Source organism: Roseibium sp. MMSF_3412, from assembly GCF_030733265.1.
Classification (GTDB): Bacteria; Pseudomonadota; Alphaproteobacteria; order Rhizobiales; family Stappiaceae; genus Roseibium.
Genome location: NZ_JASHJI010000002.1, coordinates 1 through 24,732 on the forward strand (window position 1 = coordinate 1; position 24,732 = coordinate 24,732).

Genomic DNA, 24,732 nt, shown 5'->3' on the forward strand with positions numbered 1-24,732 from the left:
CCGTCATTCCGGACGGTCTGCAGCGAAGCTGCATGGCCAGATCCGGAATCCAGACATCAGCCTGAGCGAAAGCGAAGACCAATCCTGATCGTTTTAGAAAAGTCCACCTTCGCTTAGGTCATGCCACTCCGGATTACTCTCCTCGATCAACGCGATCTTCCAGGCTCGACGCCACCCCTTGAGCTGCTTTTCGCGACCGATCGCGTCATCCACCCGTTCATGCTCTTCAACATAGACCAACCGCGTGACACCATAGCGCTTCGAGAACCCATCCAGCAGGCCCTTCTGATGCTCGTAAAGCCTGCGGCTGAGATCGGTGGTCACGCCGAGATAAAGCGTGCCGTTTCGACCGGAGGCAAGCATATAGACGTATGCGGTCATTGCGCTACTTTTGCGTGTAAAAATGAATTCTTCAAGTGACTTCGACTGCCTGCGGCAGGAATACATCTGGATTCCAGATCAGCGTGCAGCACGGCTGCACTTGTCTGGAATGACGGTGCTTGCTTCCTTTTTCCGTCATTCCGGACGGTCTGCAGCGAAGCTGCATGGCCAGATCCGGAATCCAGACATCAGCCTGAGCGAAAGCGAAGTTACACGCCACTATCTCGCGGCGAGACACACGCCAGCATGGGGCATGTAAGGTGCATAGTGGCTGATCCTCCCTCGTCACGCGCATCAGCAATTCTTCCAGTGCCTCAAACTGAAAAACACAACCGGGCAGTGGTGATTTTTTAACCATAGGTTTAAACCCCGCCGCTTGCCGGGGACATTTCACTTTTTGGGGTTCCGCTTGCAGATATATTCTGTTTGTCAAACCGTCTGAGTCGTTGAAACGCCCACGACACATGAGTTAAGAAAGAGTAAAGAGTGCGTAAATTCCACCGGAGCGGCACCGGTGGGAAATTCAGGAGACAGGAATGGGCATTTTCTCGAAGTCCCCGCGCCCGGGCAGCGGTCAGGAGCAGCGGGCCGAGAGCCAGAACGAGGCAAAAGTCACAAACGAGACATCGGACGCGCCCGATCAGACCGGCAACGTGGAGAAACTGTCTCCTTTCGCGCTCAAGATGCAGGAAAAGATGAACCATCTGGACGGTCTGAAGTCGCGCGTCGGCGGGCTCAACCAGATGTTCGACCAGATGGCGGCCTTCGCCTCCGAGAGCCAGACCAGCATCCGCATGATGGCGGAATATATCGAGACCTCGCGCCACAGCGTGGAAACCGAGGTCCGGCTGAAATCGGAAAATGCGAAGATTTCGACCGATCTGCTGGATGCCGAACACAAGGTGCGCTCGCTGACGACTCAGCTTGAAGACGCCCAGGCAGAGGTCCATTCCCTCCGCAAGCGCGCCACCGAAACCCGAACGGCGCTTGAAACGGCACGCAACGACATCGTGTCGATCCGCGACAACAACAAGAAGGTCAACGAGGAATATCGCCTGCAGAGCGCCAAGCTGGTGGAGGCGAACACCCAGATTGCCGACCTCAGCGGCAAGTACAACGACCTGCTTGCCAAGCATGAAACGCTGGAGCGCCATGCCGACAGCCTGAAGGAAGACCTTGAAGCGGTGAAGCACCGCGAAAAGGAACTCCAGCAGAACCTTGCCGAAAGCGCCAAGCTCCTGGAAGACGAGATCCGCAAGAACAACCAGGCGACAAGCGATCTGGAAGCGGCCAAGCGCGAATTGATTGAATTCCGCAATGACAACATCGACCTGAAGTCGCATCTTGATGTCGCCAACCAGGAACTTGTCTATGCCAAGTCGCGCCTCGAGGAAGAACAGCGCAAGCACGACAATGAGATCTACGCGCTGAACGCAGAGATCGAGAACCTCTCGTCGCAGCGCCGCATCGGGGCGCAATCGCTTCAGGAAATGGCCCGCGAGAACTCGGCCCTTAAAGAGCGCGGCCGCGATATCCTCAAGCGGATGCAGGAAGTCGAACACCTGCTGGACAGCGCGCAGACGAACCACGAGAAGGACCGCAACGAACTGATGGCGACATCGGCCAAGCTGCGGGAAGTCAATCTGCGCTACAATTCCGCGCTCACAGACCTGAACCACCAGCGCAACCAGAACCAGAAATTTGCCGACAATCTGGAAGACCTCGTGGATGAGAACAAGCGCCTGCAGCGCTACAAGATCCAGGTCGACACCGCCAACGAGCAGATCGTTCAGCTGAAGTCCGTGATTGCCAATTACCAGATGGCCATGGAAGGCAAGGGCCCGGCCGAGGAGCTCGGCCTGACGGAAACATACGATCCGGCCGCCGATCTGGGCATCACCGAACCGTTTGAAGGGGACGCCGGGACGGTCGCAATCGACGTCGACGAAACCGTGGTGCCGGAGACAGACGGTCCCGACGATGACAACCCCGGCGGCGACGACAAGATCGTCAAACTGCGCGATTGATCGACCCGCAGGCAGCCCCCCGCCCGGCACGGCCTGCCTGCTTCCCAAGCGGTTGATTTTCCGGCAAGATCACGAACAGGAAACACCAGCACATGCGCATCCGACAGGAGCGCATGTGCTGGTACCTGTGCGAAATGCATTCACATCATTCCGGGTGAGGAGCGCTCTTTGTGAATAGCAAGTTGCTGCCCCTCCTTGTGCTGATCGGCGGTGCGCTCGGGATCACCATCGGTTCGGTGAGCCCGGCATTGACAGCATTCCTGCAGCCGTTCGGCGATGCTTACATTCGTCTGATGGAGGTGGTTGTCCTCCCTTATCTGATCTCCTCTCTGCTTCTTGGGCTTGGCCGATTGTCCCCGGCGACCGCGCTGATGCTCTTTCGCAAGAGCTGGCCTGTCTATCTGCTCTTGTGGGGCGTCACTTTCGCATGTCTGATTGTCGCTGCTTCGACGGTCCCGCTTGTCGGCACGGCAACCGTCGTCGATTTTTCGGCAAGCCTGCCCGACGAGAAGGGTTCCGCGGTTTCGCTCGTCGAATTGCTGATACCGGACAATTTCTTTGAAGCGCTCAGCCAGAACTACATCCCCTCGGTCGTCCTCATGGGCGTGATCTTCGGTATCGCGATCCAGCATAGTGTCAAGCCGACGCCGCTGCTCGACATGCTGACGATCATCCGGAACGCATGCGTGCGTATCTGGGGCTGGATTGTCTACCTGGCACCCGTGGGCGTCTGCGCGCTGTTTGCAGAATCCATCAGCTCTGTCAGCCTGACCGGCTTTGCCGCCCTGTCGATCTATATCGCCGTCGTCATGCTGAGCTCGCTGGTAATTGCGCTTTGGGTGCTGCCGATGCTGCTGACGGTGTTCCTGCCGCTCACCTACCGCGAAATCCTGACCGGTCTGCGTGAAGCCTTCATGGTGGCCGTGGTGACCTCCCTGTCTGTCGCCTCCCTGCCGCTGATACAGCAGGCCACGCAGAAACTCGCGCGGAAACTGAACGAGAACGAAGGCGAAGAACAGCAGCAGAAGGAAATCATCGAAACGACCCTTTCCGTCAGCTATCCCCTGGCCCAGATCGGAAACTTCTTCATTCTGGTCTTCCTTGTCTACGCCGCCTACTACTATTACCTGCCAATCGAGAAGCAGCAGCTGCTGGAGTTGCCCTTCGTCACCCTGATTTCCAGCATCGGCTCCCCCACCTCTTCCATTGGTGCCGTCACCTTCATGGCCGACTGGCTGGGCCTGCCGCAAGGAACAACGGACCTCTACGTGGAAACGATGGCCATCACGCGTTATGGCCAGGTCATCACGTCCGTGTCCGCTTTTGCCTTTGTGGCGACCGCCATAACGTTCCTCTTTCATGGCAAGGTGCGTTTCAACCCGCGGGCACTGGTCGTGACCCTGGCTGTCTCTGCGGCCGCGTTTTCAGGGATCTGGGCGATCGGCAGTTATGGCGGCACGCACGCTCCTTTGCATTCCGAAGTCAGCTACCGGGCGGCAGGCCTTCCGGACTACGTACAGCAGCTCAGCGATGCGAACCGGCTAGCGAGCGTTGAACCGGCAGCGGATACCGACGCCCCGCAGAAAACAACGGCGCCGCAAACAAGTGAGCTGTCCGCGCGCAACACCATCGACCGGATCGAGACAACAAGCGTCCTGCGTGTTGGCATCAACCCCAATGTCATGCCTTTCGCCTACCGGAACAATGACGGCAGGCTCGTCGGCTACGATGTCGAACTGATGTACCGTTTCGCGCAGAGCATGAATGTGCGCCTGGAATTCGTGCCCTATGACTGGCAGAGCCTCGCCGACGATCTCAAGCAGCAGAAATTCGATATCGCCGTCGGCGGACTTTACATAACCGACGAACGACTGAACACGCTCACAGTCAGCGAGCCTTACTTCGAGAGCCCGCTCGCGCTCATTGTCAAAAGCGATCGTGTCGACGAGTTCAAGTCGAAGTCGGTCATTTCGCAGAACAAGGATCTGACGATTGCCGTATTCGACGATCCGGTACTGATCCCGCTCGCCAAACGGACATTTCCGTCCGCAAAGCTCCGCGTCTTGCCGGACTACAGCAAGCTCAGCGATGTTCAGGACGTTGATGCGGCGCTCTGGACGCGTGAACAAGCCCGCGCGCTGGCAATATCGCTCGACGGCTACTCGGCCGTTGTCCCGGAAAACACCGCCAGCCGTTTCCTGTTCGCCTACCTGATGCCGCCGTCTTCGCCGGGTCTGGCAGCCTATTTTGACTATTGGATGGACCTGTCACGCAAGGCAGGGGTTATTCAGGACATGCATCGCCGCTGGATCAGCCCGGTGAACACGGTGACGACCGACTAGCTTTTTCGCATCGAAGGCTGTTGCACCTGTCGCAATCTCACTCTGGTTCGACGGTGAATTGCAGCGGATAGCCAAGCTGGCTCGCCGCATCGATGGCCCGCGTTGCCTTTGTCTCGGCGACGTCCTTGGGATAGACGGACACGACGCAGGCCCCCTTCTGATGCGCCGTCATCATGACGACCTCGGCCTGGGACATGTCGAGACGGAACTCCGCCTTCAGGATCAGCACCACGAACTCGCGCGGTGTGAAGTCGTCATTGAGGAGAATGACCTTGTAGAGTTTCGGTTTCTGGACCTTGGTCTTCTGCTTCAATTTCGGTTTCAGGTCGGAATCGCTCATAACACTGGCCCAAACTTGTGCCCCCTCCAGATGGCGGGAGCTTCACCATATTGGCTGAGCTTCAAATGCCCGGACTTTTCAGCCAACCATCTGAAATCAGAATGCGCGCCTGCGTCCCGAAACAGGGAAACCATGCGCCGATATCATAGAAGCTGAGCCGGGCTATTCCCGGCAGGTTCGATCGCCAACGAAACGCCGGTGCGGACAAGCGCAATCGGATCGGTCAGCAACCTAATGAGCGTATTATAATGCATCGCACCATCAAAGGAAACATGGACAGCCCGGAATTCCGGTTGCCAGGCCCGGAATTCCATCACGCGTCCAGCCGATGAGCCTCTGAAGACGACTTTACGGAAAGAAACGGAAATCCGTCTTCCTGCCGGCTGCGTATGCAATCCGAGGTAAGTGCTGAAACCACCCGGAGGATTGTCCCGTGACTTCGCGTATCATGTCGGCAGGCTTGAACTGGCCCATTCTTTCCCTTGTCTGTCTCTTTTTCGCCTTTGCCGGCATGGCAACGGCACCGGCTGCGGCGGATATCGGCCCGGCAGCACGAACCGTTCCGTCGGCGGAACTCGTCGGCAAGGGACGCATGACCTATCTCGGTTTCAAGGTCTTTGACGCGGAGCTTTATGCGCCAAACGGTGTTTACAGCGCATCCGGCCCGTTCGCGCTCAAACTGAAATACCTGAGAAATTTCAAGGGCTCGGCGATCACTGAAAGCTCTGTCAAGGAGATGAAGCGGCAGGGCGGTGCGTCCGCGGCGCAACTGGCGTCCTGGGAAAAGCAGATGAGTGCCATCTTCCCGAACGTCTCCGCCGGGCAAGCGATCACCGGTGTCAGAACCGCGAAAGGCAGCACAGTGTTCTATCTCGGCGGGCGCAAGCTCGGCACGATCAGCGATCCTGCTTTCACAAAGAAGTTCTTCTCAATCTGGCTTGGCAACAAGACCCGCAATCCACGGCTGCGGGCACGACTGGTCGGGGCTGGTTCGTAAGGCCGCAAGATAGAAACAGGAACAGCTTGCAGTGTCCGTTGACGAGAGACACGCGCCTTCGGTCCGGCTTGAAAACAGTCATCGAAACGCTGCGGATCAGACCTTATCGCCACTGAGTGTGAAAAGCCTCGTTGCCTATGGCACCATGGCGTTTCCACTGGCCTTCGTCGGATTGCCGATCTACCTGCACGCCCCGGACTTTTACGCCGTGACGATGCAACTGCCATTGGCAACACTCGGGTCCGTTCTGCTCGCCCTCAGGCTTGTAGACGCCATCCAGGATCCGATCATCGGCGACCTGAGTGACAGGTTTCATAGCGCACGAACCTTCATCCTTGCACTTGGCGCGGTGATGCTCGGGGTTGGTTTCTGGATGCTGTTTCATCCGGCAGCGGCCTATCCCGTGCTCTGGTTCGCTGCGTCGGTGTTTATCTGCACAACCGGTTTTTCGGTCGTTTCGATCAATTTTCAGGCGCTTGGCGGCCTTTGGCACACAACGTCCGCGCAAAGGACCAGGGTCACGGCGAGCCGGGAGGCGATCGGTCTCGTGGGCCTGCTGGTCGCCGCCGTCACGCCGCCGGTGCTCACACAGATCGTCGGGCCGTCCCAGGCGTTCCACTGGCTGTCTTTCGCCTACCTGCCGCTCCTGTGCATAGCGCTCTGGCTTCTGGTGCGCTGGATGCACGCTACCGCGCTCGATCTTCCCCAGGAACACGGCAGACAGGCAAGCTGGATCTCTCTCATGAAAAATCGCTGGCGAGCGATTTTCTTCGGCCTGGTTTTCCTGAACACGTTCGCAAGCGCCATTCCAGCGGTGCTCGTGCTTTTTTTCATTCGCGACCGACTTGGCGCGGAAGCCTATACCGGGCTCTTTTTGTTGACCTATTTTCTGTCCGGCGCGTTGTCGATGCCCATCTGGACCGCAGCAGCGCGCAAGTTCGGCAAGCTGCGCGCGTGGCAGTTTTCCCTTGCTGCCGCGATTTTCACGTTCTGTTGGGCGGCACTCCTGCAGGACGGCGATCTTGTTGCATATGCAATCGTATGCGCGCTGTCGGGTCTTGCACTTGGCGCTGATCTCGCCTTGCCCCCTGCCATTCTTGCCGACCACATCGAGGCAGATGCAAAGCAGCAGCAGGCCTCGCGCCTCTTTTCCGTGATGGCGTTTCTGTCCAAATCGGCGCTCGCGGTGGCCACGGGGCTTGCACTGCCGTTGCTTGGCCTGTTCGGATACCATCCGAACATTGCAATGACACCCCAGCTCAATTTCGTGCTAAGCGTTACCTATGCCGGGTTGCCCTGCGTCCTGAAACTGGCTGCCCTTGGTGGGTTGCTGCTCTTCGAGACCGATCTGAAGGCCCGGCGTTCAACCTGATCCGCAGCGCGCCTGGCGCGAAACTCCGTCACAATGCAGACGTCTTTTGGGACCGGCCATGTCAGTTCGACCGCCTCAATTCACAAACCCCGCGGACAAGGATCCGCTGGCTGCCGCGCTGGAGCAGGAAATCTTCAGCGAAAAGGCGTCCACGCTGTCGCGTTTGATCAAGAAGCTTGAGAAGGCTCTGGAGCATCTGCGCGACGCGGAAGCCGACCCGGCAGCCACGGATGATCTGAAACGCGACCGTCTGGCCGAGGCCGGCGAGGCACTCTGGCACGTGACGATACAGCGGGAACTTTGCGGATTGCGGCAGCACCGGGAATTCAATGATCATCTGCGCGTCCCCAGGTCCGTGCGTCTTTGCATGGGCCCTGCAAGTATTATCAAGGACCGTGTTAACCGGTGAAAATCACCTGCTGTACCGGGAAAGTTTGCGTGTGACGGTGATCACTTCTTTGTTGATTGAAATGCCGTAACGACAGGAAGATGTTGCATCTGTGCCATAGCAATGTTTTTTACGGGTGGTTATCGATATGTATGTTATTTACCGGCGCATAGTTTGAACTATGTAGATAATGCAGGTTGACCGGTACCCAGAATTTCGCCCGGCACCCGATTAGACAAAAATGCCAAGCGCAGAGCGATTAATATGTGCAGAAAGATTGGCCCCTTGAGCGTTTTTCCGAATTTATTGACCTGCATTCTCGCTTTGGCGCTGTTGCTGAGCCCGGCTTTGCCGACAATAGGTTTGACACAGTCGGCCCACGCCCAGTCCGTTCGCACTGTGCCGGAAGGCAACAGATACAAGAACCAGCCGAAGATCCCGTATGCATCCGCGCGGCGTACCTCTTCGGCGAAATCCAGCTACGATGCCAAGTTCAACAAAGTGCTGGCGGTCCTGAAACGTGACAGGCGGCTCATGGGATCGATCAAGCGTGTTTCGCGCAAATACAACATTGATCCCATCCATATCATCGGCGCGATCGTGGGAGAGCACACCTACAATTACGACACGCTCGACAGTGCCCAGTCCTATTACGTGAAAGCGCTGGCCTATGCCGGCATCAATTTCGACTTCGAGCTCAACGGGGAACATGTCGACACCTTTGTCGAGCGGCCTCAGTTCGAGCGGTGCCGCAAGGAACATATTCAAAAAAGCAGCGACCGGCGCTGGTCCTGTTACGAAAATGTCTGGAACAGCAAGTTCCGCGGCAAACGGGTTGAAGGCGTCCGCTATCCGAAGAAGAATTTCAACGAGGCTTTTTTCCAGCCTCTTTATGCGGGTCAGAGTTTCGGGCTCGGCCAGCTCAGCCCGCTCACCGTCTTGAAAATGACCGACCGCGTGTCGCGTCAGAGCAATTTCCGCAAGCTCAAGGCGTCCAATTCCGATGCGGTCTACAAGGCGACGATGGACCCGAACATCTCGTTGCACTACATGGCCGCGATCATCCAGGACTCGATCGCAGCCTACAAATCCGTCGGCAAGGTGGACATTTCCAACAACCCGGGCCTGACGGCAACCCTTTACAATCTCGGCGATCCCTGGAGCCGCGCCGCCAAGTTCCGCCGCACCGGGCGGTCCTGGCCGCGCGAGAACTACTACGGCTGGCTGGTCAACGACCGGATCGATGACCTGCGCGCGCTTCTTTGAGCCGCGACGTCTTCCTCAAAACTTGAGCCGACAAGACCTGTCCCTGGCCGATCCACGTCAGGTCAAAAACGGGTTTGTCTGCCGTTCCTGCCCGAGTGTCGACGCCTGACCGTGTCCGGGCAGAAACGAAACATCGTCGCCGAGCGGCAGCAAGCGTTCGTGGATAGACTTTATGAGTGTCGCATGATCGGCAAGTGGCAGATCCGTCCTGCCGATGGATCCTGCAAACAGGACATCGCCCGAAATCGCAAACCGCAATTCCTTGTCGAAGAAAACGAGATGCCCCGGAGAATGGCCCGGGCAATGCAGCACTTCGAACGTGCGGCCGGCGATCTCGACCTCGTCGCCGTCTTCCATCCACCGGTCCGGTGAAACGGGTTTTGCTTCAGGCACGCCGAACTGGGCGGCCTGATCCGCAACGCGTTCAATAAGCGGTTTGTCGGCCTCATGCGGGCCTTCGACGGGAACGTCGAGTGCAGCCGCCAGGTCCGCGGCACCACCAATGTGATCGATATGACCGTGCGTAAGCACAATCTTCTCGACCTTCACGTCGTGCTTGCGGATCGCTTCCTGAACATGTTCGACATCGCCGCCTGGATCGACGACGGTTCCGCGCATTGTCTGCGGGTCCCAGATGATGGAACAGTTCTGCTGAAACGGCGTTACCGGCACGACCATGACCTGGATCGGCGGCATGTCATCCGTTTCGCTGTTGCTGGTTTCTTCCGACACACCTGTCTCCTTTTGAAACAACCTTCCCCGACACGCTAACAAACGCGGGACAATCGGAACCCGCGTCGACTTAATGTAGCTTATCGGCTTCACCTTGCGGCCTGCATTTCGTACAAGATGTAAAAGCCCATGAGAAAATGGCAATCAAAATCGGGTAACCGGATAGAATGACGTTTAGATTGCAAACTTTCCTGACGATTGCGGCGATCGGCTTTCTGAGTGCAACCGCAAGCTCGGCGCAGCCCGGTCGGACTGCGCCCAGCTTCGAGGGCTGGACGGTCGATTGCGGCAATACCGGAGCCTGCTTTGCATCAACATTCACGCGCAGCCAGTCCGTCTGGGTGGATGTCAGGATCGTCCGGGACTGGCAGGCGGAGGCCCAGCCGCTCGTCCGCCTGACAACAAACACGGAGCTGCCGCAGGAAGGCACGCTGCTCTTTGATGTCGACGGATCGACGATTGAAGAACTGCCCATCGAGCAACTGCGTGAGATGCAGTCATCGATTACGCCTCCAACCGGTTTCCGTCCGCTGGGCGGCGATGGCTTCTGGTATCCGGCGGGCCCTGCCTCGGCAACTCTCCTGGACGCGATGCAGAAGGGAAAGGTTCTGACCGTGCGCATGCCGGCAGGTGAAGACGCGGACCCGATATCCGTGCCGGTGCCGCTTCAGGGCCTGAAATCGAGCCTGCTGTGGCTCGACAACAGGCAGGACCGCACGGGAACGGAGGCCGCGATCGTTTCGCCGGGCACCAACCCTGCCAAGGACGCACCACATGCACTGCCGATCCTGAGCGCCGATCAGCTTCCACCCGAGGTCGCCGCGATCTGGTCGGCAAACCGGCTCTGCTCTGCGATCGATCCGGCGATTTTCGCAAGCCTTAATGCGGTTCGTGTGCCGCTGGCAGAAAATGCGTCCCTGTATATCATCCCCTGCGGTGCGCCGACGCCCTATAACAGCCCTTATGTCGCGGTTCTCTCGGGCAAGGATGGAGCGGCCCGTCAAATACACGTTGCCCGCATGTCGGAAAAAGGTCCGATCGCCTCGGACCTGATCTACAATGCAAGGTGGATTCCGGCTGATCAGCAGCTCGTCAGCTATTTCAAGGGATCAGGCGTTGGAGAATGCGGTCTCTGGAACAGGTGGTTCTGGAACGGCACGGGTCTTGTTCTAATGGAAGAAGCAACGCGAAAGACATGTGACGGTACGGAACCTGACTTGTCCAACTGGTCAAGCACCTGGCCTTTAAAAAACGCGCTCGATTAGGCCGCCGACCAAGGAATTTCTTGCGATTTCATGCCTCACGCCCTTATGATAGTGCCGCAGCGGCTGGTGAGGGATGCGGCAAACTTGTTTCAGCCCGATCCCAGAATGTTGGAAAGACGCACCAAGTGCGTCCGGTGGAGTGACTCGACTGAGAAGGCGGGTGAGATAGGCTGGCATGTGCCGGAGGGGCACGGAAATTAAGGTGATTCAGTAATGCACGATGGCGATTCGGACCGGCGGTCGCGTGGTCGACGCGGCGGCAAGCGCGAGTTTGGCGGTCCGCAAGACTTCGGCAGCGATTTTGGCGGCGGCGACTACGGCGGTGATTATGGCGGTGGCCGGGATGGCGGCTACCGTGGCGGACGCGACAATGATTTTGGTGGCGGCTACGGCCGCGACAACAACAGGGACGGCGGCTACGGCGGCGGTCGTGATGGCGGATACGGCGGCGGCGGTCGTGATGGCGGATACGGCGGCGGTGGTCGTGGCGGATACGGCGACGGCGGCGGTGGCCGCGACGGTGGATATGGCGGCGGCGGTGGCGGCCGCGGCGGTTACGGTGGTGGCGGACGCGACGGCGGCTATGGCGGCGGGCGCGACGGCGGCTATGGCGGTGGCGGACGCGACGGCGGTGGCTACGGTGGCGGTGGCCGCGGCGGCTACGGCGGTGGCGGACGCGATGGCGGCTATGGCGGCGGCGGCGGTGGCCGCGGTGGTTATGGCGGCCGTGACGGCGGTGACGGTGACGGCTTCCGTCAGGGACGCCCGCCCCGGCGTGACGGGCCACCCGTGGAACGCGGCCCGCGTCAAAGCGGAACCGTGAAGTTTTTCAAGACGGACAAGGGATTTGGCTTCATCACACCCGATGAGGGTGAAGCCGATGTGTTCGTGCATATTTCAGCCGTGGAACGCTCCGGCCTTGCTACGCTTGACAGCGGTCAGCGCATTTCGTTCGAAACCGAACCGGATCGCCGCGGCAAGGGCCCGAAAGCGGTGAACCTGCAGGTGATCGAAGAAGGCGCAGAGGCCGGAGAAGCCGAAGACGCTGCGCCTGAGGCAGGAACGCCCGAAGACGAGTAAGTCCGCCTTGAAGGCTTGACCGACATGACCGAGCGCAGCTTGTCTGCGCTCGTTCTTTTTTCCGCCCATCTCTTTTTGCAGCAAGCATCGAGCCGCACCTGCAGCGGATCGCCACCCGTCAAGGTGCGTTTGCAATGACACAATCACTCTCGCCGGCAAAGATCCGGTCATTTCAGCCTGGCGATCTCAGCCTCCTGCTTTCGCTGAACAGCGCGGCGGTTCCGGCCGTCAACGAGTTGAGCGCGGAGGACATGCTCGATCTCGTGAACCAGTCCCTTGAGTGCCTTGTCGCGCTCCTCGATGACACACCCGTCGGCATGCTCCTCTGCTTTGGCGAAGGTGCCGACTATGCCAGTCCGAATTACCGCTGGCTCAGCGACAGGTTCGAGCACTTCGCCTATACCGACCGCATTTTCGTGGACGATACCCAGCGCGGTCAGAAGATCGGAGACGCGCTCTATTCGGAACTGTTTAACCGCATGGCCGGAACGGGCAGGTGTTTCACGTGTGAGGTCAACGAACGTCCGCCAAACCCGGGTTCGTTGCGATTTCACTCCCGGTTGGGATTTGAGGAAATCGGACGCGCGGACAACGGCGCAACATCCGTGATTTACATGCGGCGCGATCCGGAACCCGCGCGGTGATACCTATCAGGTTTGACAAAGCGACATGAATTACAGACACGCCTATCACGCCGGCAACATCGGCGACGTGCTCAAACACACGGTGCTTGCACGCCTGATCGTCTATTTCCAGCGCAAGGAAAAGCCGTTTCGAATGCTGGATACGCATGCGGGTATCGGTCAATACGATCTGACTTCGGAAGAAACCCTGAAAACAGGCGAATGGCAGCAGGGCATTGCCCGCGTGCTGGAGGCGGACATGCCGGACAGGGTCGCTGCGCTGCTGCAACCCTGGCTGGGAGCCGTGCGAGACATGAACCCCGGCAACGCGCTGGAAACCTACCCCGGTTCTCCTGTGCTTGCGCGCCGGCTGATGCGCAGGTCCGACAGGCTGACGCTGACCGAACTTCACCCGGATGACTTCAGGACCCTGTCGGAACGCTTCGCCGGTGATTTCCAGGTCAAGACCATTCATCTGGACGGATGGCTGGCAATGGGCAGCTTCCTGCCGCCAAAGGAGAAGAGAGGCTTTGTGCTGATCGACCCTGCTTTCGAGGTTACCGACGAGTTTGAGCGTATGACCGTTTCGGTGCTCAAGGCCTGGAAGAAATGGGCGGGCGGAACCTATGCGCTCTGGTACCCCCTGAAAGACGCGCGTGCGATCAAGGCGATGCATGATGCATTTGCCGCCGCGGGCGTCCGGGATCTGCTCTCGCTTGAACTGAAGGTCGGCAAGAGCGGACCCGATACCCGAATGCTCGGGTCCGGCATGACGCTCATCAATCCACCCTTCACGCTTGCTGACGAGATGCGAACACTTCTGCCCTGGTTTGGCGACGTTTTGCGCCAGGGACCCGGGTCAGGCTGGGAAGTAACCCAACTGATTGGCGAATAACTGCATATTCTGGCTCTTTTGATGCAGCAAGTCCTTGACCTTGAGGCTTCCCTCCCCCATCGTCTGTCACATTATTTGCCTCTCGGAGACCATGCCGTGCACATCGCCCGTTTCGCCCGATTGATCCTCTCCACTCTCGCCGTCTGCGCTTTTCTCGCCTCTCCTTCCGTGGCTGAGGAAAATCGCGCCTATCTCTCCTTGAGCGGCAAGAACCGTTTGCCGGAATGCACTGCCAACTCGGTACAGAAAGCGGTCCGCAGATCTGTCGCCCGGGCCTACGCTGACTATTACGAAGGCAGACGGATCGTCGGTATCGACGGTATTACCGAAATCGCCTTCAAGGTGAACGAAGTCAGCCCGCTTGCCCGCCGTCACTGCACCGGCACCGCCAGCATGTCGGATGGTTCCAACCAGCATCTGCATTACCTGATCGAGGAACATGCCGGTTTCGTGGGCGTGAGCTGGAACGTTGAGGCCTGCCTGTCCGAACTCGACAAGTGGCGCGTTTACGGATCTCACTGCAGAACCACAAAACCTCAGTAAGTCTGCCCCTGCCATGGCCCTTCTGTGCCGTGCGTGCGGTCTGACCGCACTTCTGGTGTCCGTTCTCTTGTCTGCGGCAGTTGCCGCGGATGAGCCCGGTAACTTTGATTTCTATGTACTGTCCCTCTCCTGGTCGCCGACCTACTGCAAACAGGAAGGCGCGGATGCGAACCCGCATCAATGCGACGTTCGAGACCCTTTTCGCTTCGTGGTGCACGGTCTGTGGCCGCAATATGAGCGCGGCTACCCTCAATCGTGCCGGGGTCCCAAGAGGATCGACAGACGCATTGCGGTCGAAATGGAGGACATTATGCCCAGTCACGGGCTTGTCTTTCATCAATGGCGCAAGCACGGAACCTGTTCGGGTCTGGAACCGGAGGAATATTTCGACCTGACGCGGCGCGCCTTTGAGAAGATCTCGGTACCCGGTGCGTTCGCCAAGCTGCAAAGGCGCGGCAAGACCTCCCCGAAGACCGTGGAGAAAGCCTTTCGTCTGGCAAACCCGGGCCTTGACGAAAGTGCGATGGCAGTTACCTGTTCCCGCGGGGAATTCGACGAGATACGGATCTGTCTGACCAAAGACCTTGAGTTCAGATCCTGCCCCAATGTCGACCGGCGTGGCTGCCGCACCGACAGCCTTTCGGTTCCGCCACCAGGCCGTTGACAGCGGTCACAGGAAACCACCTCCCGAGCGGACCCATTTGCTCATTTCCAGGAGACACGATCATGATGAAACTTCGTTCGTCGCCGCCCTCGCCATTCGGGCGCAAGGTGAAAGTGGCCATGGCAATGCTTGGCCTCAAGGACCGGATCGAGGTCGTTGATGCCAACACCGCGGACCCGGACGACAGTCTTCGGGGGCAAAATCCGCTTGGAAAAATCCCTGCCCTCGTTCTTGAAAATGGCGATGTCCTTTACGACAGCGCGGTCATTCTGGAATATCTGGACTTTCTGGCGGGAGGCGGAAAACTGTTTCCGCTCGGAGAAGCCCGTTTTGCGGTTCTGCGCGACCAGGCGCTTGCTGACGGCGTCATGGATGCCGCGCTGCTGCGTGTTTACGAAAAGCGCTTCAAGCAGCCCAACTACCGGGATCCGGCCTGGGATGCCTACCAGGGCTCGAAGGTGGAACGCGGTCTTGCCCATTTCGAACAGAACACTCCCCCGGCACCGGCAACAGCCGCTGACGTGGACGCAGCCACCCTGACGCTGGCCTGCGCGCTCGGTTACCTTGACATGCGCTTTGGCGATGGCTGGCGCGAGAGCCATCCCAAACTTGTTGCCTGGTTGAAGGCCTTTGAAGCCGCCGTCCCTGCCTTTGCCGGCACCCGTCAGCCGGCAGCGCCGGTTCCGGACAACGCCGCCGTCGAGCTTCGCTAGACAGGCGCAAACGACGGCAGCTTAGCTTGTTGGCGTTTCGCTGCCTTTGCCGGGCAGCGCAGGGCGTCCTTTTGCCCTGAGCAGCCGGCGTCCGCTCGCGACGGACTGGCCGAAATCCCTCTGGATCGCAAGCATCGACGGCACAAGCAGGATCACCAGAAACAGGCCGACGCCCAACCCGTAGGAAAGCGTGATGACGGTCGGCTTGAGGAACTGCGCCTGGCGGCTGGTCTCAAAGAGCAGCGGCGCCAGGCCGAACACGGTCGTCGCGGTTGTCAGGACAACAGCACGCAGCCGGTCGCAGACCCCGTTGATGAGTGCCTGCCGGAACGGGTGGTTGCGCGCGTATTCATCAATCGTGGTCACAAGCACAATGCTGTCATTGATGATGATTCCGGACATGCCGATAAAGCCGACGACCGAGAACATCGATAGCGGCACACCGTGGATGTAGTGCCCCCAAAGCATGCCGATCGAACCGAAGGGTATGATGATCATGATCATCAGCGGCCGCGTCCAGGATTCGAAAATCCAGCACAGCACGAGATAGATCCCGGCAAGGCAAAGCGCGAAGCCGATCATTGCGTCCGACAGGAAGGACCTTTCCTGCTCGGCCAGTCCGGCCAACTCGCTCTCAACATCGAACTCGGCAGCCAGCTGCGGCAACAGTTCGTTTTCCAGGAAAGCCGTCACCCGGGCCGCCGCCTCGGGATCGTCTTCCGAAACATCCCCGCTGACCGTCAGGGTTCGCAGGCCGTCGCTGCGCCGGATGGACGCAAATCCGTAGGTGCTGTCGGCCTGGACGATCTCGCTCAGGGAAACATAGGTGCCCGCCTCCGTGCGAATGCGTGTGGAATAGAGGAACGACGCGTCCGTTTCCTCGTCCGGCATCAGCACCTTCACCTTTGCGGTGCGCCGGCCGACCGGAAACTCCGCGACCTCGATGCCCTCAAGACGATTGCGCAGGATGCGCGCTACATCATCGGTGCTGAAACCGAGCGCCTCTCCCTTGGGTGTCAGGCTGAGATTGAGCTCCGGCTTGTCATAGGCCAGCGTATCCTCGAGCGCACTGACGCCCGGAAGCGGTGCCAGTGCCTGCTTGAGGCTTTCCGCCGCCGCCTTCAGGTTCTCCGTCGAGGTTCCGTAAAGCCGGACATCGATCGCATCGCCGCCCGGGCCCGAACGTTCACCACGCACGGCAAGCGTTTCAAGCAGTGGCGGTCGTTGGATTTCCTTGCGCCAGTCGCCGATGAACTTGAACGCGGAATAGGGCCGCAGATCCGGATCGATCAGTTCAATCGAGATCCCGCCGAGCTGATCGACGTCCTTGCTGTCGGCACCGCTCAGACCGCGTCCGGCGGTGCCACCGACGGTCGACAGGGCGAACCGGACCGGAGCATCGCCGTATTGCTCGCCATACCGCTGGTTGACGACATCCAGGGCCCGCTCCATTTCCGCGATCATCGCCTTGGTGTCGTCCCGGTCCGCGCCGGGCATCATGGCGATGCTGGCGGAAACAACCGAGCGTTCCGGAGCATTGAAGAACCGCCAGCGGACACTGCCGTCAAAAAACAGCGCCAGCGACAGCAGCAGCACCATTGACGCAAACCCGAGCGCCGGATAGCGGACGGTGAGGATCCAGCCGATAAACCGCCGGAAGACGCGCTCCCGGAACCAGACGAAGCCACGATTGAAGACCCTGTTGGGCATGTCGTACCAGCGCTGTTTCTTGCTGGCGGAAAGGGCATGGTTCATATGCGCGGGCAGGATGAGAAAACACTCCACCAGGCTCGCGATCAGCACCACGGCCACCGTGAAGGGAATGTCGGCAATGAGCGTTCCGAACCGGCCGCCGACAAAGATCAGCCCGACAAAGGCAATCAGGGTTGTAATGGATGCGGTGAAGACGGGCGCCGTCATCCGCCGCGCGGCAAGGCTTGCGGCCTCCGGGGGCGGGTAGCCTTTCCGATGCAGCGAGTCCGCGTGTTCGCCCACCACAATGGCATCATCCACCACGATACCGAGACAGATGATCAGTGCGAACACAGACACCATGTTGAGGGTCAGACCGAAGGCATACATCAGGCCAATGGTTGCAAACATGGCGACGGGAATCCCCGCCGCAACCCAGAAGGCCGTGCGCGCGGACAGGAACAGAAACAGGAAGGCCAGAACCAGCCCGAGGCCGAACAGACCGTTTTCGACCAGGATATTCATCCGGTCGATGATGTTCTGCGAACGTGTCCGCGTCAGCTGAACCACGACATTTTCCGGAAGCGTCTTCTGATACTCCGCAGTGATGCGCTCGACCGCACGCTGGATCGAAATCGTGTCTCCCTGGGCACTCCGGTCAACACGCAGAACGACCGCAGGCATACCCTTGTGATAATAGGCCCGGCCGCTCTCCACGCCTTCGGTCACGATATCCGCGACGGCTCGAAGTTCCAGCTTCTCACCCTGGCTCGGAGCCCTCAGAACGATCTCCCCCAGTTCCTGCTCACTGCGCCGCGTCTGACCGGTTCTCAGGCGCGCACCGCTGCCGCTGACATCTCCCGCCGGTGTGGTTTCCATTTCCGAGGTTACGACATCGGCGACATCACGAAGGGTCAGATCATGCCGCACCAGCATACCTTCGCCGACATTGATCCGGATAATCGGATTTGCCAGCCCCTGGATCGACACGCGTGTAACGCCATCACGGAACAGCACGGTTTGCAGATCTTCGGCAAATCGGGCCAACTGGTCGATATCCACGGGACCGTAAATCACGACATCCGTGACCCGGTCCCTATAGACACCGCGGCTGACGACAGGCTCTTCAATCCCTTCTGGCAGGCTGGATCGTGCCTGATCCACGGCGGCCTTGACCTCGTCGGTCGCCTGGCCCATGTCCCAGCCGTCTTCAAACTCAAGATTGATCGACGCGCGGCCTTCACGCGACACCGACGTCGCCTCGTCGACACCGTTGATGGCCAGAAGCTGAGGACCGAGAATTTCCACCACCGACAGGTCGAGATCGTCGGGGCCGGCGCCGGGCCAGGAAATGTCGACGTCGACTTCCTCTCGCACGAAATCGGGAAAGAACTGCGTTCTGATCTGCGATCCGGCTGCAATACCGGCGAGAAGCATCAACGCCAGAAGCAGGTTCGCCGCTGTGCGGTGGCGCACCATGTAGTCCAGAAAGGATGCAAACCGTGGTCCGCCGGGAGAACGCATTCAATCACTCCAGTCTCGGCACGAACGGGCACGCGCGGTGAACCTGCCCTAACCCTTGCGCCCCTGCCGCTCTTCAAGCCGGTCAACCAGGTCCTTGGGCACCATCGGCTCGTTCAACAGCGCGAGCAGACGCGCCTTGCGGTTTTCGGGCATGTTGGAATTCGTCAGCTGGGCAATCAGCGCCGCGCGCCGTTCCGGTTCCAGGGCAACCAGGTCGCCAGCGGGCTGTGCGGCCCCTTCTGTTGCGCTTGCGGTAACGGGAGAGTCGTTCTGAGGCTCCGCTCCCTGACCTCGGCGCGGCGACACCTTCAGGCCCTTGCCGAGTTGCGGAAGGCGTTCGCGCACGTAATCGGTGCCGAACGGAACGTCGGCGATCAGCACATCATTCGCCATGCGCCGCAGGACGCGCGCCCTGATCTCATCCAGGCGCTCGTCTTCGGTAACGATCAGGAGCCGTCCGTCCTCCGTGACGGCCGCCGCCGGCACCGCGACAACATTCGCCAGTTCCGGTTCCTCAACCGCAACCTTGACAAAATCCCCCGGGCGCAGAACCGTTCCGGCCTCGATCTCCAGAGTTGCGAACAATGTTCTTCCGGCTTCGCCTTCGGACACGATCGCAGCTGCCCTGTCTATGCGTCCGGGAACCTCGACGGACCTGCCGCCGAGTTGAAGGGTGACCGTGACGGGTGCCTTGACCAGCTTTCCGCTTTGGTCGAGAAGACGCGAAAATTCAGCGGTCGACAGCGAGAACTTCACTTCAAGGGCCGTGGGATCAATCAGCATCGCCAGCGTTTCGGAAGGACTCACGCGGCGTCCGAGCGTTGCATCAACTTCCGCCAGATACCCGTAAAACGGCGCTGTGAGTGTGGTTTCCTGCAGGACACGTTCGGCATCTTCAAGAGCCAGGCTGGCGCGCTGCACCGTCAGGTCCATGCGTTCCACGCGCCTGCGCGCAGCGATCACGGACTGCAGCCGGTTGTTCAAAGACTGCTCCAGCGAAGCGACTGCAAGTTCTTCCGTTTCAACCTGCACGGCGGTCGAATAGCCCTTGTCCTTCAACTGAGACTGCCGTTCCAGCGCCTGTTTGCGCAGGTCCAGCTGGCGGCGCGCGGCTTCCAGTTCCTGTTCGGCGACAATGATGGCTTCTTCGGCCTCGGCCTTTTGCGCTTCGGCATCGGCAAGCGCAGCCTCCGCATCGAGGAACTGGAATTCTGCGTTCGCAGGGTCAATTCTCAGGAGGAGTTCACCTTCGGCAACGGCCGCACCGTCACGAAACTTGCTCGCGACATCAACGAGACGCCCTTCGGAACTTGCCCTCAGCTGGAGGGTTCGCCAGCTTTCGATTTCACCATAGGCAATCGTGACCGGGCTGATCGATTGCGGCGTGAGCGGCGCAACATTGACGGTGTAGCTGCGCTCGCGCGCCGGCCGTTCGCGCACGGTTTCCTCGGCCGTCATGGCACCATACAACCTGTAGGCTCCGAAACCTGCGAAGCCGACCATGATCGCCATCAATGCCAGACCGACAAGTCCGCGCATCAAAAACCGCATTCACCTCTCCACTTTAACCGCCGTGCCAACCTGCCAAGTGCGCTGTCCTGACATCCAATATGGCGCCGAGACCCTGTTTTACCATGGACTTGGAGCAAATTTCGTAAAAGCTTGTATCCACTTGTAACAAAAAAACCGGCCCCTTCCGGAACCGGTCTTTTTTGAAATCAGATGCGACGGGTGTCAGAACTTGTAGCCGACACCGAAACGCACGAGCTGATTGCTGAAGTCGGACGTCACGCCAGTCCCGTTCAGGTTGAAATCCTGGTCGCCGAAATCCTGGTAGGCGTAATCGAGGCGCGCGGTCACGTTGTTGGTGATTGCAGCTTCACCGCCGACACCCAGCGTCCATCCGACAGCGGTTTTGCTGTCCTTGTCGCCGTTGCCGGAGACTTCAAGATCCGCCAGTGCCAGACCGCCTGCACCGTAGACCAGATACCGGTCGAAGGCATAACCGATGCGGGCGCGAATGTTCGAGTTCCAGTCCGATTTGGACTTCAGCGAGACACCGCCGGCCGACTTCGTGTCTTCCAGATCGGACAAGGTGAAGTCCGCTTCCGCACCAACGACGACGTTGGGCGTAACCTGGTAGTTGTAGCCGGTGTAAAGACCGCCTGCGACGCCATTGGCATCGGTATCGAGGTTGGTTCCGCCGAACCGGTTGTCGAAACTTCCGAATGACCAGCCGAGATTGCCGCCGACATAGATGCCGGTCCAGTCGATGCTCTGCTGCTGGGCCGGAACAGCCTCATAGGCAGGGGCCGGTGCCTGAGGAAGGTCCGCAGCCAGAACCGGGGCGGTTCCCACTGTTGCGGCAGTCACTGCCAGGCCTGCAAGCGCAAGACGTTTCATGAATGATACTCCAGATCCATACTATCCATACTGAGCTGGCCAAGTTCTTTGACCAGGCAAAAGGGACGGTTATGCCGCGCCCTCACTCCCCCGGTAACGACATATGGGGAGCGTTTGTGGCGGATCGGGATTTAGATTTGGGAGTTTTGATGACAAATCAGGGCAACAATCTGTCAAGATGAACGCGGCGTTAAGCGAGTTGCAATTTGCGATGAAACCGGAACAAAGATGCTTGTCCCCGGGTTTCCCCGTACCAATCTATTGCGTATAAGGCGCCCAACTGATTTGCGCGCTCCCTCCGAAACCGTGCGCGCGGATCGCAAAAACCCGAACCGGAACTCGTAGATGCTGTTTGACTATATTAGCCTCGCTGGCGGATTGGTTGTGCTGATTATTGCCGGCGATGTCTTGGTCAGGGGCTCTGTGGGTATCGCGCAGCGGCTGGGGATTCCCAATCTGGTCATCGGTCTGACTATTGTCGCCTTCGGAACGTCCGCACCGGAACTCGTCATTTCTCTGAAGGCCGCGCTGGAAGACGCGGGCGGCATCGCGATCGGTAACGTGGTCGGCTCCAACATTGCCAATGTTCTGCTCGTGCTCGGAATGCCGGCGCTCATCGCGGCGACACCCTGCGGAGAGGACGGGGCGACCCGCAACGCCATTTTCATGGTTGCTGTCACCGTCGTTTTCATCGGCCTGTGCTTTTTTACGCCAATCGGGCTTCCGGCCGGGATCGTGCTGCTGGTTCTGCTTGCGATGTTTCTCACCGCTTCGACAATCACCGCACGCCGTCACCGGAAGGAGCAGAGGTCCATCTCCGCCGCATCGGCGGGAGCTGCCGTTGCCGACGCCGAGATCGAACAGGACGATACGCTGGATGATGTCGAGGATGTGCCCGACTCGGTCTGGATCGCTCTTGTCTATATTGTGCTTGGTCTCGTCGGACTTCCACTGGGTGCGCATTTCACGATTACCGGGGCCACCGACATTGCGTCCCATTGGGGCGTCAGCGAAGCCGTCATCGGCCTGACGGTCATCGCGCTTGGAACGTCGCTGCCCGAACTCGCCACAACGGTGATGGCCGCCATCCGGCAGCACGGCGCCGTCGCGATCGGCAACGTCATCGGTTCGAACATCTTCAACCTGCTTGCAATCATCGGCATCACGGCGGTCGTTGTTCCGATCGATGTGCCGCCGGAGGTTCTCAAGCTCGATGTCTGGGTCATGCTGGCTTGCGCCGTGTTGCTGGCGGTTCTCTCAGGCTTCCGCATTTGTCTGGGCAAGATTTCGGGCCTCGCGATGACGGCCGCCTACTGCCTTTACATCACCACGGTCTACATGCTCGGCCACGTCAACTGACGTATGAGGCAGTTGATCGCGGGAGCCACTAGGCAAACCCTCTTTCCCAAAGGGCCTGGGGCGCTTAAATGTCTGGTATGCAGGACGGATCCGATTCTCCAGTCGCCGGCGGCGACACGCCAGCCGAAGACCGCGCTCAAACCAAAAAGGGCGTGGAGGTCATTGCCAATGAAGTAAAGCGTTTGCCGAACGGTCCCGGCGTCTACCGGATGCTGGACGAAAACGGTGACGTTCTTTACGTCGGCAAGGCGCGAAGCCTCAAGAAAAGAGTAACCAGCTACACCCGGCTCCAGGGACAGTCCAACCGGATCATGCGGATGATCCTGTCGACGGCCGCGATGGAATTTGTGGTCACGAAGACGGAACCCGAAGCCCTGCTTCTGGAAGCCAACCTGATCAAGCGGCTCAGGCCGAGGTTCAATGTCCTGCTCAGGGACGACAAGTCGTTTCCCTATATCCTGGTGACCGGCGACCACGAGGCGGCCGCGATCGTCAAGCACAGGGGCGCCCGCAAGCGCAAGGGCGACTATTTCGGCCCCTTTGCCTCCGCCGGTGCGGTCGACAGGACAATCAACGCGCTTCAGAAAGCGTTTCTCATCCGCACGTGTTCGGACAGCTATTACGAGAACCGGTCGCGCCCCTGTCTCCAGTATCAGATCAAGCGCTGCGCCGGACCCTGCACAGGCGAGATCGATCCGCAGGACTATGCAGGCCTGGTCTCCGAGGCAAAGGCCTTTCTGTCGGGCCGCAGCCAGTTGATCAAGAAGCAGCTTGCCGAGCAGATGGAAGCTGCCTCCGCGGACCTGGAATTCGAGCGCGCGGCAATCTACCGGGACAGACTGTCCGCCCTGTCCCACGTGCAGGCGCATCAGGGGATCAACCCACAGTCGGTTCAGGAAGCGGACGTCTTTGCCATTCATCAGGAAGGCGGCCAGTCCTGCGTGCAGGTCTTTTTCTTCCGGACAGGTCAGAACTGGGGAAACAGGGCCTATTTCCCGAAAGCCGACAAGACCCTCGGCGAAGCGGAAGTGCTGGAGAGCTTTCTGGCACAGTTCTATGACGACAAACCCGCCCCGAAACAGATCCTGTTGTCGCATGGACTTGCCGAGCAGGATTTGCTCGCCGAGGCGCTGAGCGAACGGACGGCCCGCAAGGTCGATGTCGCCGTTCCCAAGCGCGGCGAAAAAAAGGATCTGGTCGATCATGCGCTGACCAACGCGCGCGAAGCGCTCGGACGGCGGCTTGCGGAAACCTCCAGCCAGGCCCGTCTGCTCAAGGGGGTCTCGGAAGCCTTTGCGCTGAGCGCAGCCCCGCGCCGGATAGAGGTGTACGACAACTCCCACATCATGGGCACCAACGCGGTTGGCGGCATGATCGTTGCTGGCGCGGAAGGGTTCGCGAAAGGTCAGTATCGAAAGTTCAACATCAAGTCCGAAGACCTCGTCCCCGGAGACGACTACGGCATGATGCGCGAGGTTCTGACACGGCGTTTCTCTCGCCTGCTGAAAGAAAGTGCCCGTGCGGCGAACCCCGCTTCGCAAGAAGATCTCGCAGCTGACGGCACCGAAGCCGACGCAAGCGCGCAGGAAAGCACCGCTGACATGCCTGACTGGCCCGATCTGGTTCTGATTGACGGCGGGCTCGGGCAGTTGAACGCGGCAAGGGAAACCCTGGAAGAACTCGGTATCACGGACGTTCCCCTTGTCGGCATCGCCAAGGGACCGGACCGCGACGCCGGACGCGAGAAGTTCTTCATTCCCGGCAAACCATCGTTCATGCTGCCGGAACGCGATCCCGTGCTCTACTTCGTGCAACGACTGCGAGACGAAGCCCACCGTTTTGCGATCGGCAGCCACCGGGCACGGCGGAAGAAGGACATTGCCAGGAACCCGCTGGACGAGATTGCCGGGATCGGACCGACCCGCAAGAAGGCGCTTTTGCAGCATTTCGGTACGGCCAAGGCCGTCTCGAAGGCAGGCGTGGACGATCTTGCCTCGGTCCCCGGAATTTCCGAAGCGATTGCCAAACTGGTCTACGACCACTTCCATGAATGATCGCCGGCTCCCGAACCGGATCATGAGTGCGGACCGTGACATTGAAAGCCGTACGTGCGCCAAGGACCTGAC

Annotated in this window: 21 protein-coding genes; 15 read left to right on the plus strand and 6 right to left on the minus strand. The window is 59.5% G+C overall.

Annotated elements, in window-relative coordinates; all coding sequences use genetic code 11:
* Positions 1 to 93: 93 nt before the first annotated feature.
* Positions 94 to 381: a GIY-YIG nuclease family protein gene (locus RBB49_RS03845; RefSeq protein WP_306141366.1), complete on the minus strand. Its 288-nt coding sequence runs from the start codon at positions 379 to 381 to the stop codon at positions 94 to 96.
* 536 nt (positions 382 to 917) lie between these two features.
* On the opposite strand from RBB49_RS03845, the gene RBB49_RS03850 reads away from it, so the two are divergent.
* Positions 918 to 2,408 carry a hypothetical protein gene (locus RBB49_RS03850; protein ID WP_306141367.1) on the plus strand — a complete coding sequence of 497 codons (1,491 nt, stop codon included), beginning with the start codon at positions 918 to 920 and terminating at the stop codon, positions 2,406 to 2,408.
* A 170-nt stretch (positions 2,409 to 2,578) separates the two neighbouring features.
* On the plus strand, positions 2,579 to 4,750 hold the full coding sequence (locus RBB49_RS03855) for a cation:dicarboxylate symporter family transporter (protein WP_306141368.1): 2,172 nt from the start codon (positions 2,579 to 2,581) through the stop codon (positions 4,748 to 4,750).
* 37 nt (positions 4,751 to 4,787) lie between these two features.
* Here the strand turns inward: RBB49_RS03855 and clpS are convergent, their stop codons facing one another.
* A complete protein-coding gene (clpS, locus tag RBB49_RS03860; RefSeq protein ID WP_306141369.1) occupies positions 4,788 to 5,090 on the minus strand; it encodes an ATP-dependent Clp protease adapter ClpS in 303 nt (100 codons plus the stop codon).
* Between the two features lie 433 nt (positions 5,091 to 5,523).
* Between clpS and RBB49_RS03865 the strand changes: the two genes are divergently transcribed.
* The 4 genes from RBB49_RS03865 (at position 5,524) to RBB49_RS03880 (ending at position 9,113) form a co-directional block, all read left to right on the plus strand.
* Positions 5,524 to 6,087 carry a chalcone isomerase family protein gene (locus tag RBB49_RS03865; RefSeq protein ID WP_306141370.1) on the plus strand — a complete coding sequence of 188 codons (564 nt, stop codon included), beginning with the start codon at positions 5,524 to 5,526 and terminating at the stop codon, positions 6,085 to 6,087.
* Positions 6,088 to 6,118: 31 nt separating this feature from the next.
* Complete coding sequence (locus tag RBB49_RS03870; RefSeq protein WP_306141371.1) at positions 6,119 to 7,459, plus strand: MFS transporter; 1,341 nt, start codon at positions 6,119 to 6,121, stop codon at positions 7,457 to 7,459.
* A 58-nt stretch (positions 7,460 to 7,517) separates the two neighbouring features.
* Positions 7,518 to 7,868: a DUF6665 family protein gene (locus RBB49_RS03875; protein WP_306141372.1), complete on the plus strand. Its 351-nt coding sequence runs from the start codon at positions 7,518 to 7,520 to the stop codon at positions 7,866 to 7,868.
* A gap of 342 nt (positions 7,869 to 8,210) precedes the next feature.
* A complete protein-coding gene (locus tag RBB49_RS03880) occupies positions 8,211 to 9,113 on the plus strand; it encodes a DUF1402 family protein (RefSeq protein WP_306141373.1) in 903 nt (300 codons plus the stop codon).
* 57 nt (positions 9,114 to 9,170) lie between these two features.
* On the opposite strand, the gene RBB49_RS03885 is transcribed toward RBB49_RS03880, so the two are convergent.
* A complete protein-coding gene (locus RBB49_RS03885; RefSeq protein WP_306141374.1) occupies positions 9,171 to 9,845 on the minus strand; it encodes an MBL fold metallo-hydrolase in 675 nt (224 codons plus the stop codon).
* A gap of 167 nt (positions 9,846 to 10,012) precedes the next feature.
* Between RBB49_RS03885 and RBB49_RS03890 the strand changes: the two genes are divergently transcribed.
* The 7 genes from RBB49_RS03890 (at position 10,013) to RBB49_RS03920 (ending at position 15,628) form a co-directional block, all read left to right on the plus strand.
* The gene (locus RBB49_RS03890) at positions 10,013 to 11,110 is read left to right on the plus strand and encodes a DUF1176 domain-containing protein (RefSeq protein ID WP_306141375.1); all 1,098 of its coding nucleotides are present in this window, start codon (positions 10,013 to 10,015) and stop codon (positions 11,108 to 11,110) included.
* A 213-nt stretch (positions 11,111 to 11,323) separates the two neighbouring features.
* On the plus strand, positions 11,324 to 12,190 hold the full coding sequence (locus tag RBB49_RS03895) for a cold-shock protein (RefSeq protein ID WP_306141376.1): 867 nt from the start codon (positions 11,324 to 11,326) through the stop codon (positions 12,188 to 12,190).
* Positions 12,191 to 12,324: 134 nt separating this feature from the next.
* Positions 12,325 to 12,834, plus strand: coding sequence for a GNAT family N-acetyltransferase (locus tag RBB49_RS03900; protein WP_306141377.1), 510 nt, complete (start codon positions 12,325 to 12,327; stop codon positions 12,832 to 12,834).
* A 25-nt stretch (positions 12,835 to 12,859) separates the two neighbouring features.
* Positions 12,860 to 13,708: a 23S rRNA (adenine(2030)-N(6))-methyltransferase RlmJ gene (locus RBB49_RS03905; RefSeq protein WP_306141378.1), complete on the plus strand. Its 849-nt coding sequence runs from the start codon at positions 12,860 to 12,862 to the stop codon at positions 13,706 to 13,708.
* Between the two features lie 96 nt (positions 13,709 to 13,804).
* Positions 13,805 to 14,251 carry a cytoplasmic protein gene (locus tag RBB49_RS03910; protein ID WP_306141379.1) on the plus strand — a complete coding sequence of 149 codons (447 nt, stop codon included), beginning with the start codon at positions 13,805 to 13,807 and terminating at the stop codon, positions 14,249 to 14,251.
* A 13-nt stretch (positions 14,252 to 14,264) separates the two neighbouring features.
* A complete protein-coding gene (locus RBB49_RS03915) occupies positions 14,265 to 14,915 on the plus strand; it encodes a ribonuclease T (RefSeq protein WP_306141380.1) in 651 nt (216 codons plus the stop codon).
* A gap of 62 nt (positions 14,916 to 14,977) precedes the next feature.
* Complete coding sequence (locus tag RBB49_RS03920; protein WP_306141381.1) at positions 14,978 to 15,628, plus strand: glutathione S-transferase family protein; 651 nt, start codon at positions 14,978 to 14,980, stop codon at positions 15,626 to 15,628.
* 21 nt (positions 15,629 to 15,649) lie between these two features.
* Here RBB49_RS03920 and RBB49_RS03925 read toward each other — a convergent pair whose 3' ends face one another.
* The 3 genes from RBB49_RS03925 to RBB49_RS03935 all read right to left on the minus strand — a co-directional run bounded on the left by RBB49_RS03925 (position 15,650) and on the right by RBB49_RS03935 (position 21,247).
* Complete coding sequence (locus tag RBB49_RS03925; protein ID WP_306141382.1) at positions 15,650 to 18,844, minus strand: efflux RND transporter permease subunit; 3,195 nt, start codon at positions 18,842 to 18,844, stop codon at positions 15,650 to 15,652.
* A gap of 48 nt (positions 18,845 to 18,892) precedes the next feature.
* Positions 18,893 to 20,395 carry an efflux RND transporter periplasmic adaptor subunit gene (locus RBB49_RS03930; RefSeq protein ID WP_306141383.1) on the minus strand — a complete coding sequence of 501 codons (1,503 nt, stop codon included), beginning with the start codon at positions 20,393 to 20,395 and terminating at the stop codon, positions 18,893 to 18,895.
* Positions 20,396 to 20,578: 183 nt separating this feature from the next.
* A complete protein-coding gene (locus RBB49_RS03935; protein ID WP_306141384.1) occupies positions 20,579 to 21,247 on the minus strand; it encodes an outer membrane protein in 669 nt (222 codons plus the stop codon).
* 345 nt (positions 21,248 to 21,592) lie between these two features.
* Here RBB49_RS03935 and RBB49_RS03940 point away from each other — a divergent pair, with 345 nt between their 5' ends.
* On the plus strand, positions 21,593 to 22,606 hold the full coding sequence (locus RBB49_RS03940; protein WP_306141385.1) for a calcium/sodium antiporter: 1,014 nt from the start codon (positions 21,593 to 21,595) through the stop codon (positions 22,604 to 22,606).
* Between the two features lie 77 nt (positions 22,607 to 22,683).
* Complete coding sequence (gene uvrC, locus RBB49_RS03945; protein ID WP_306141835.1) at positions 22,684 to 24,660, plus strand: excinuclease ABC subunit UvrC; 1,977 nt, start codon at positions 22,684 to 22,686, stop codon at positions 24,658 to 24,660.
* Positions 24,661 to 24,732 lie beyond the last annotated feature (72 nt).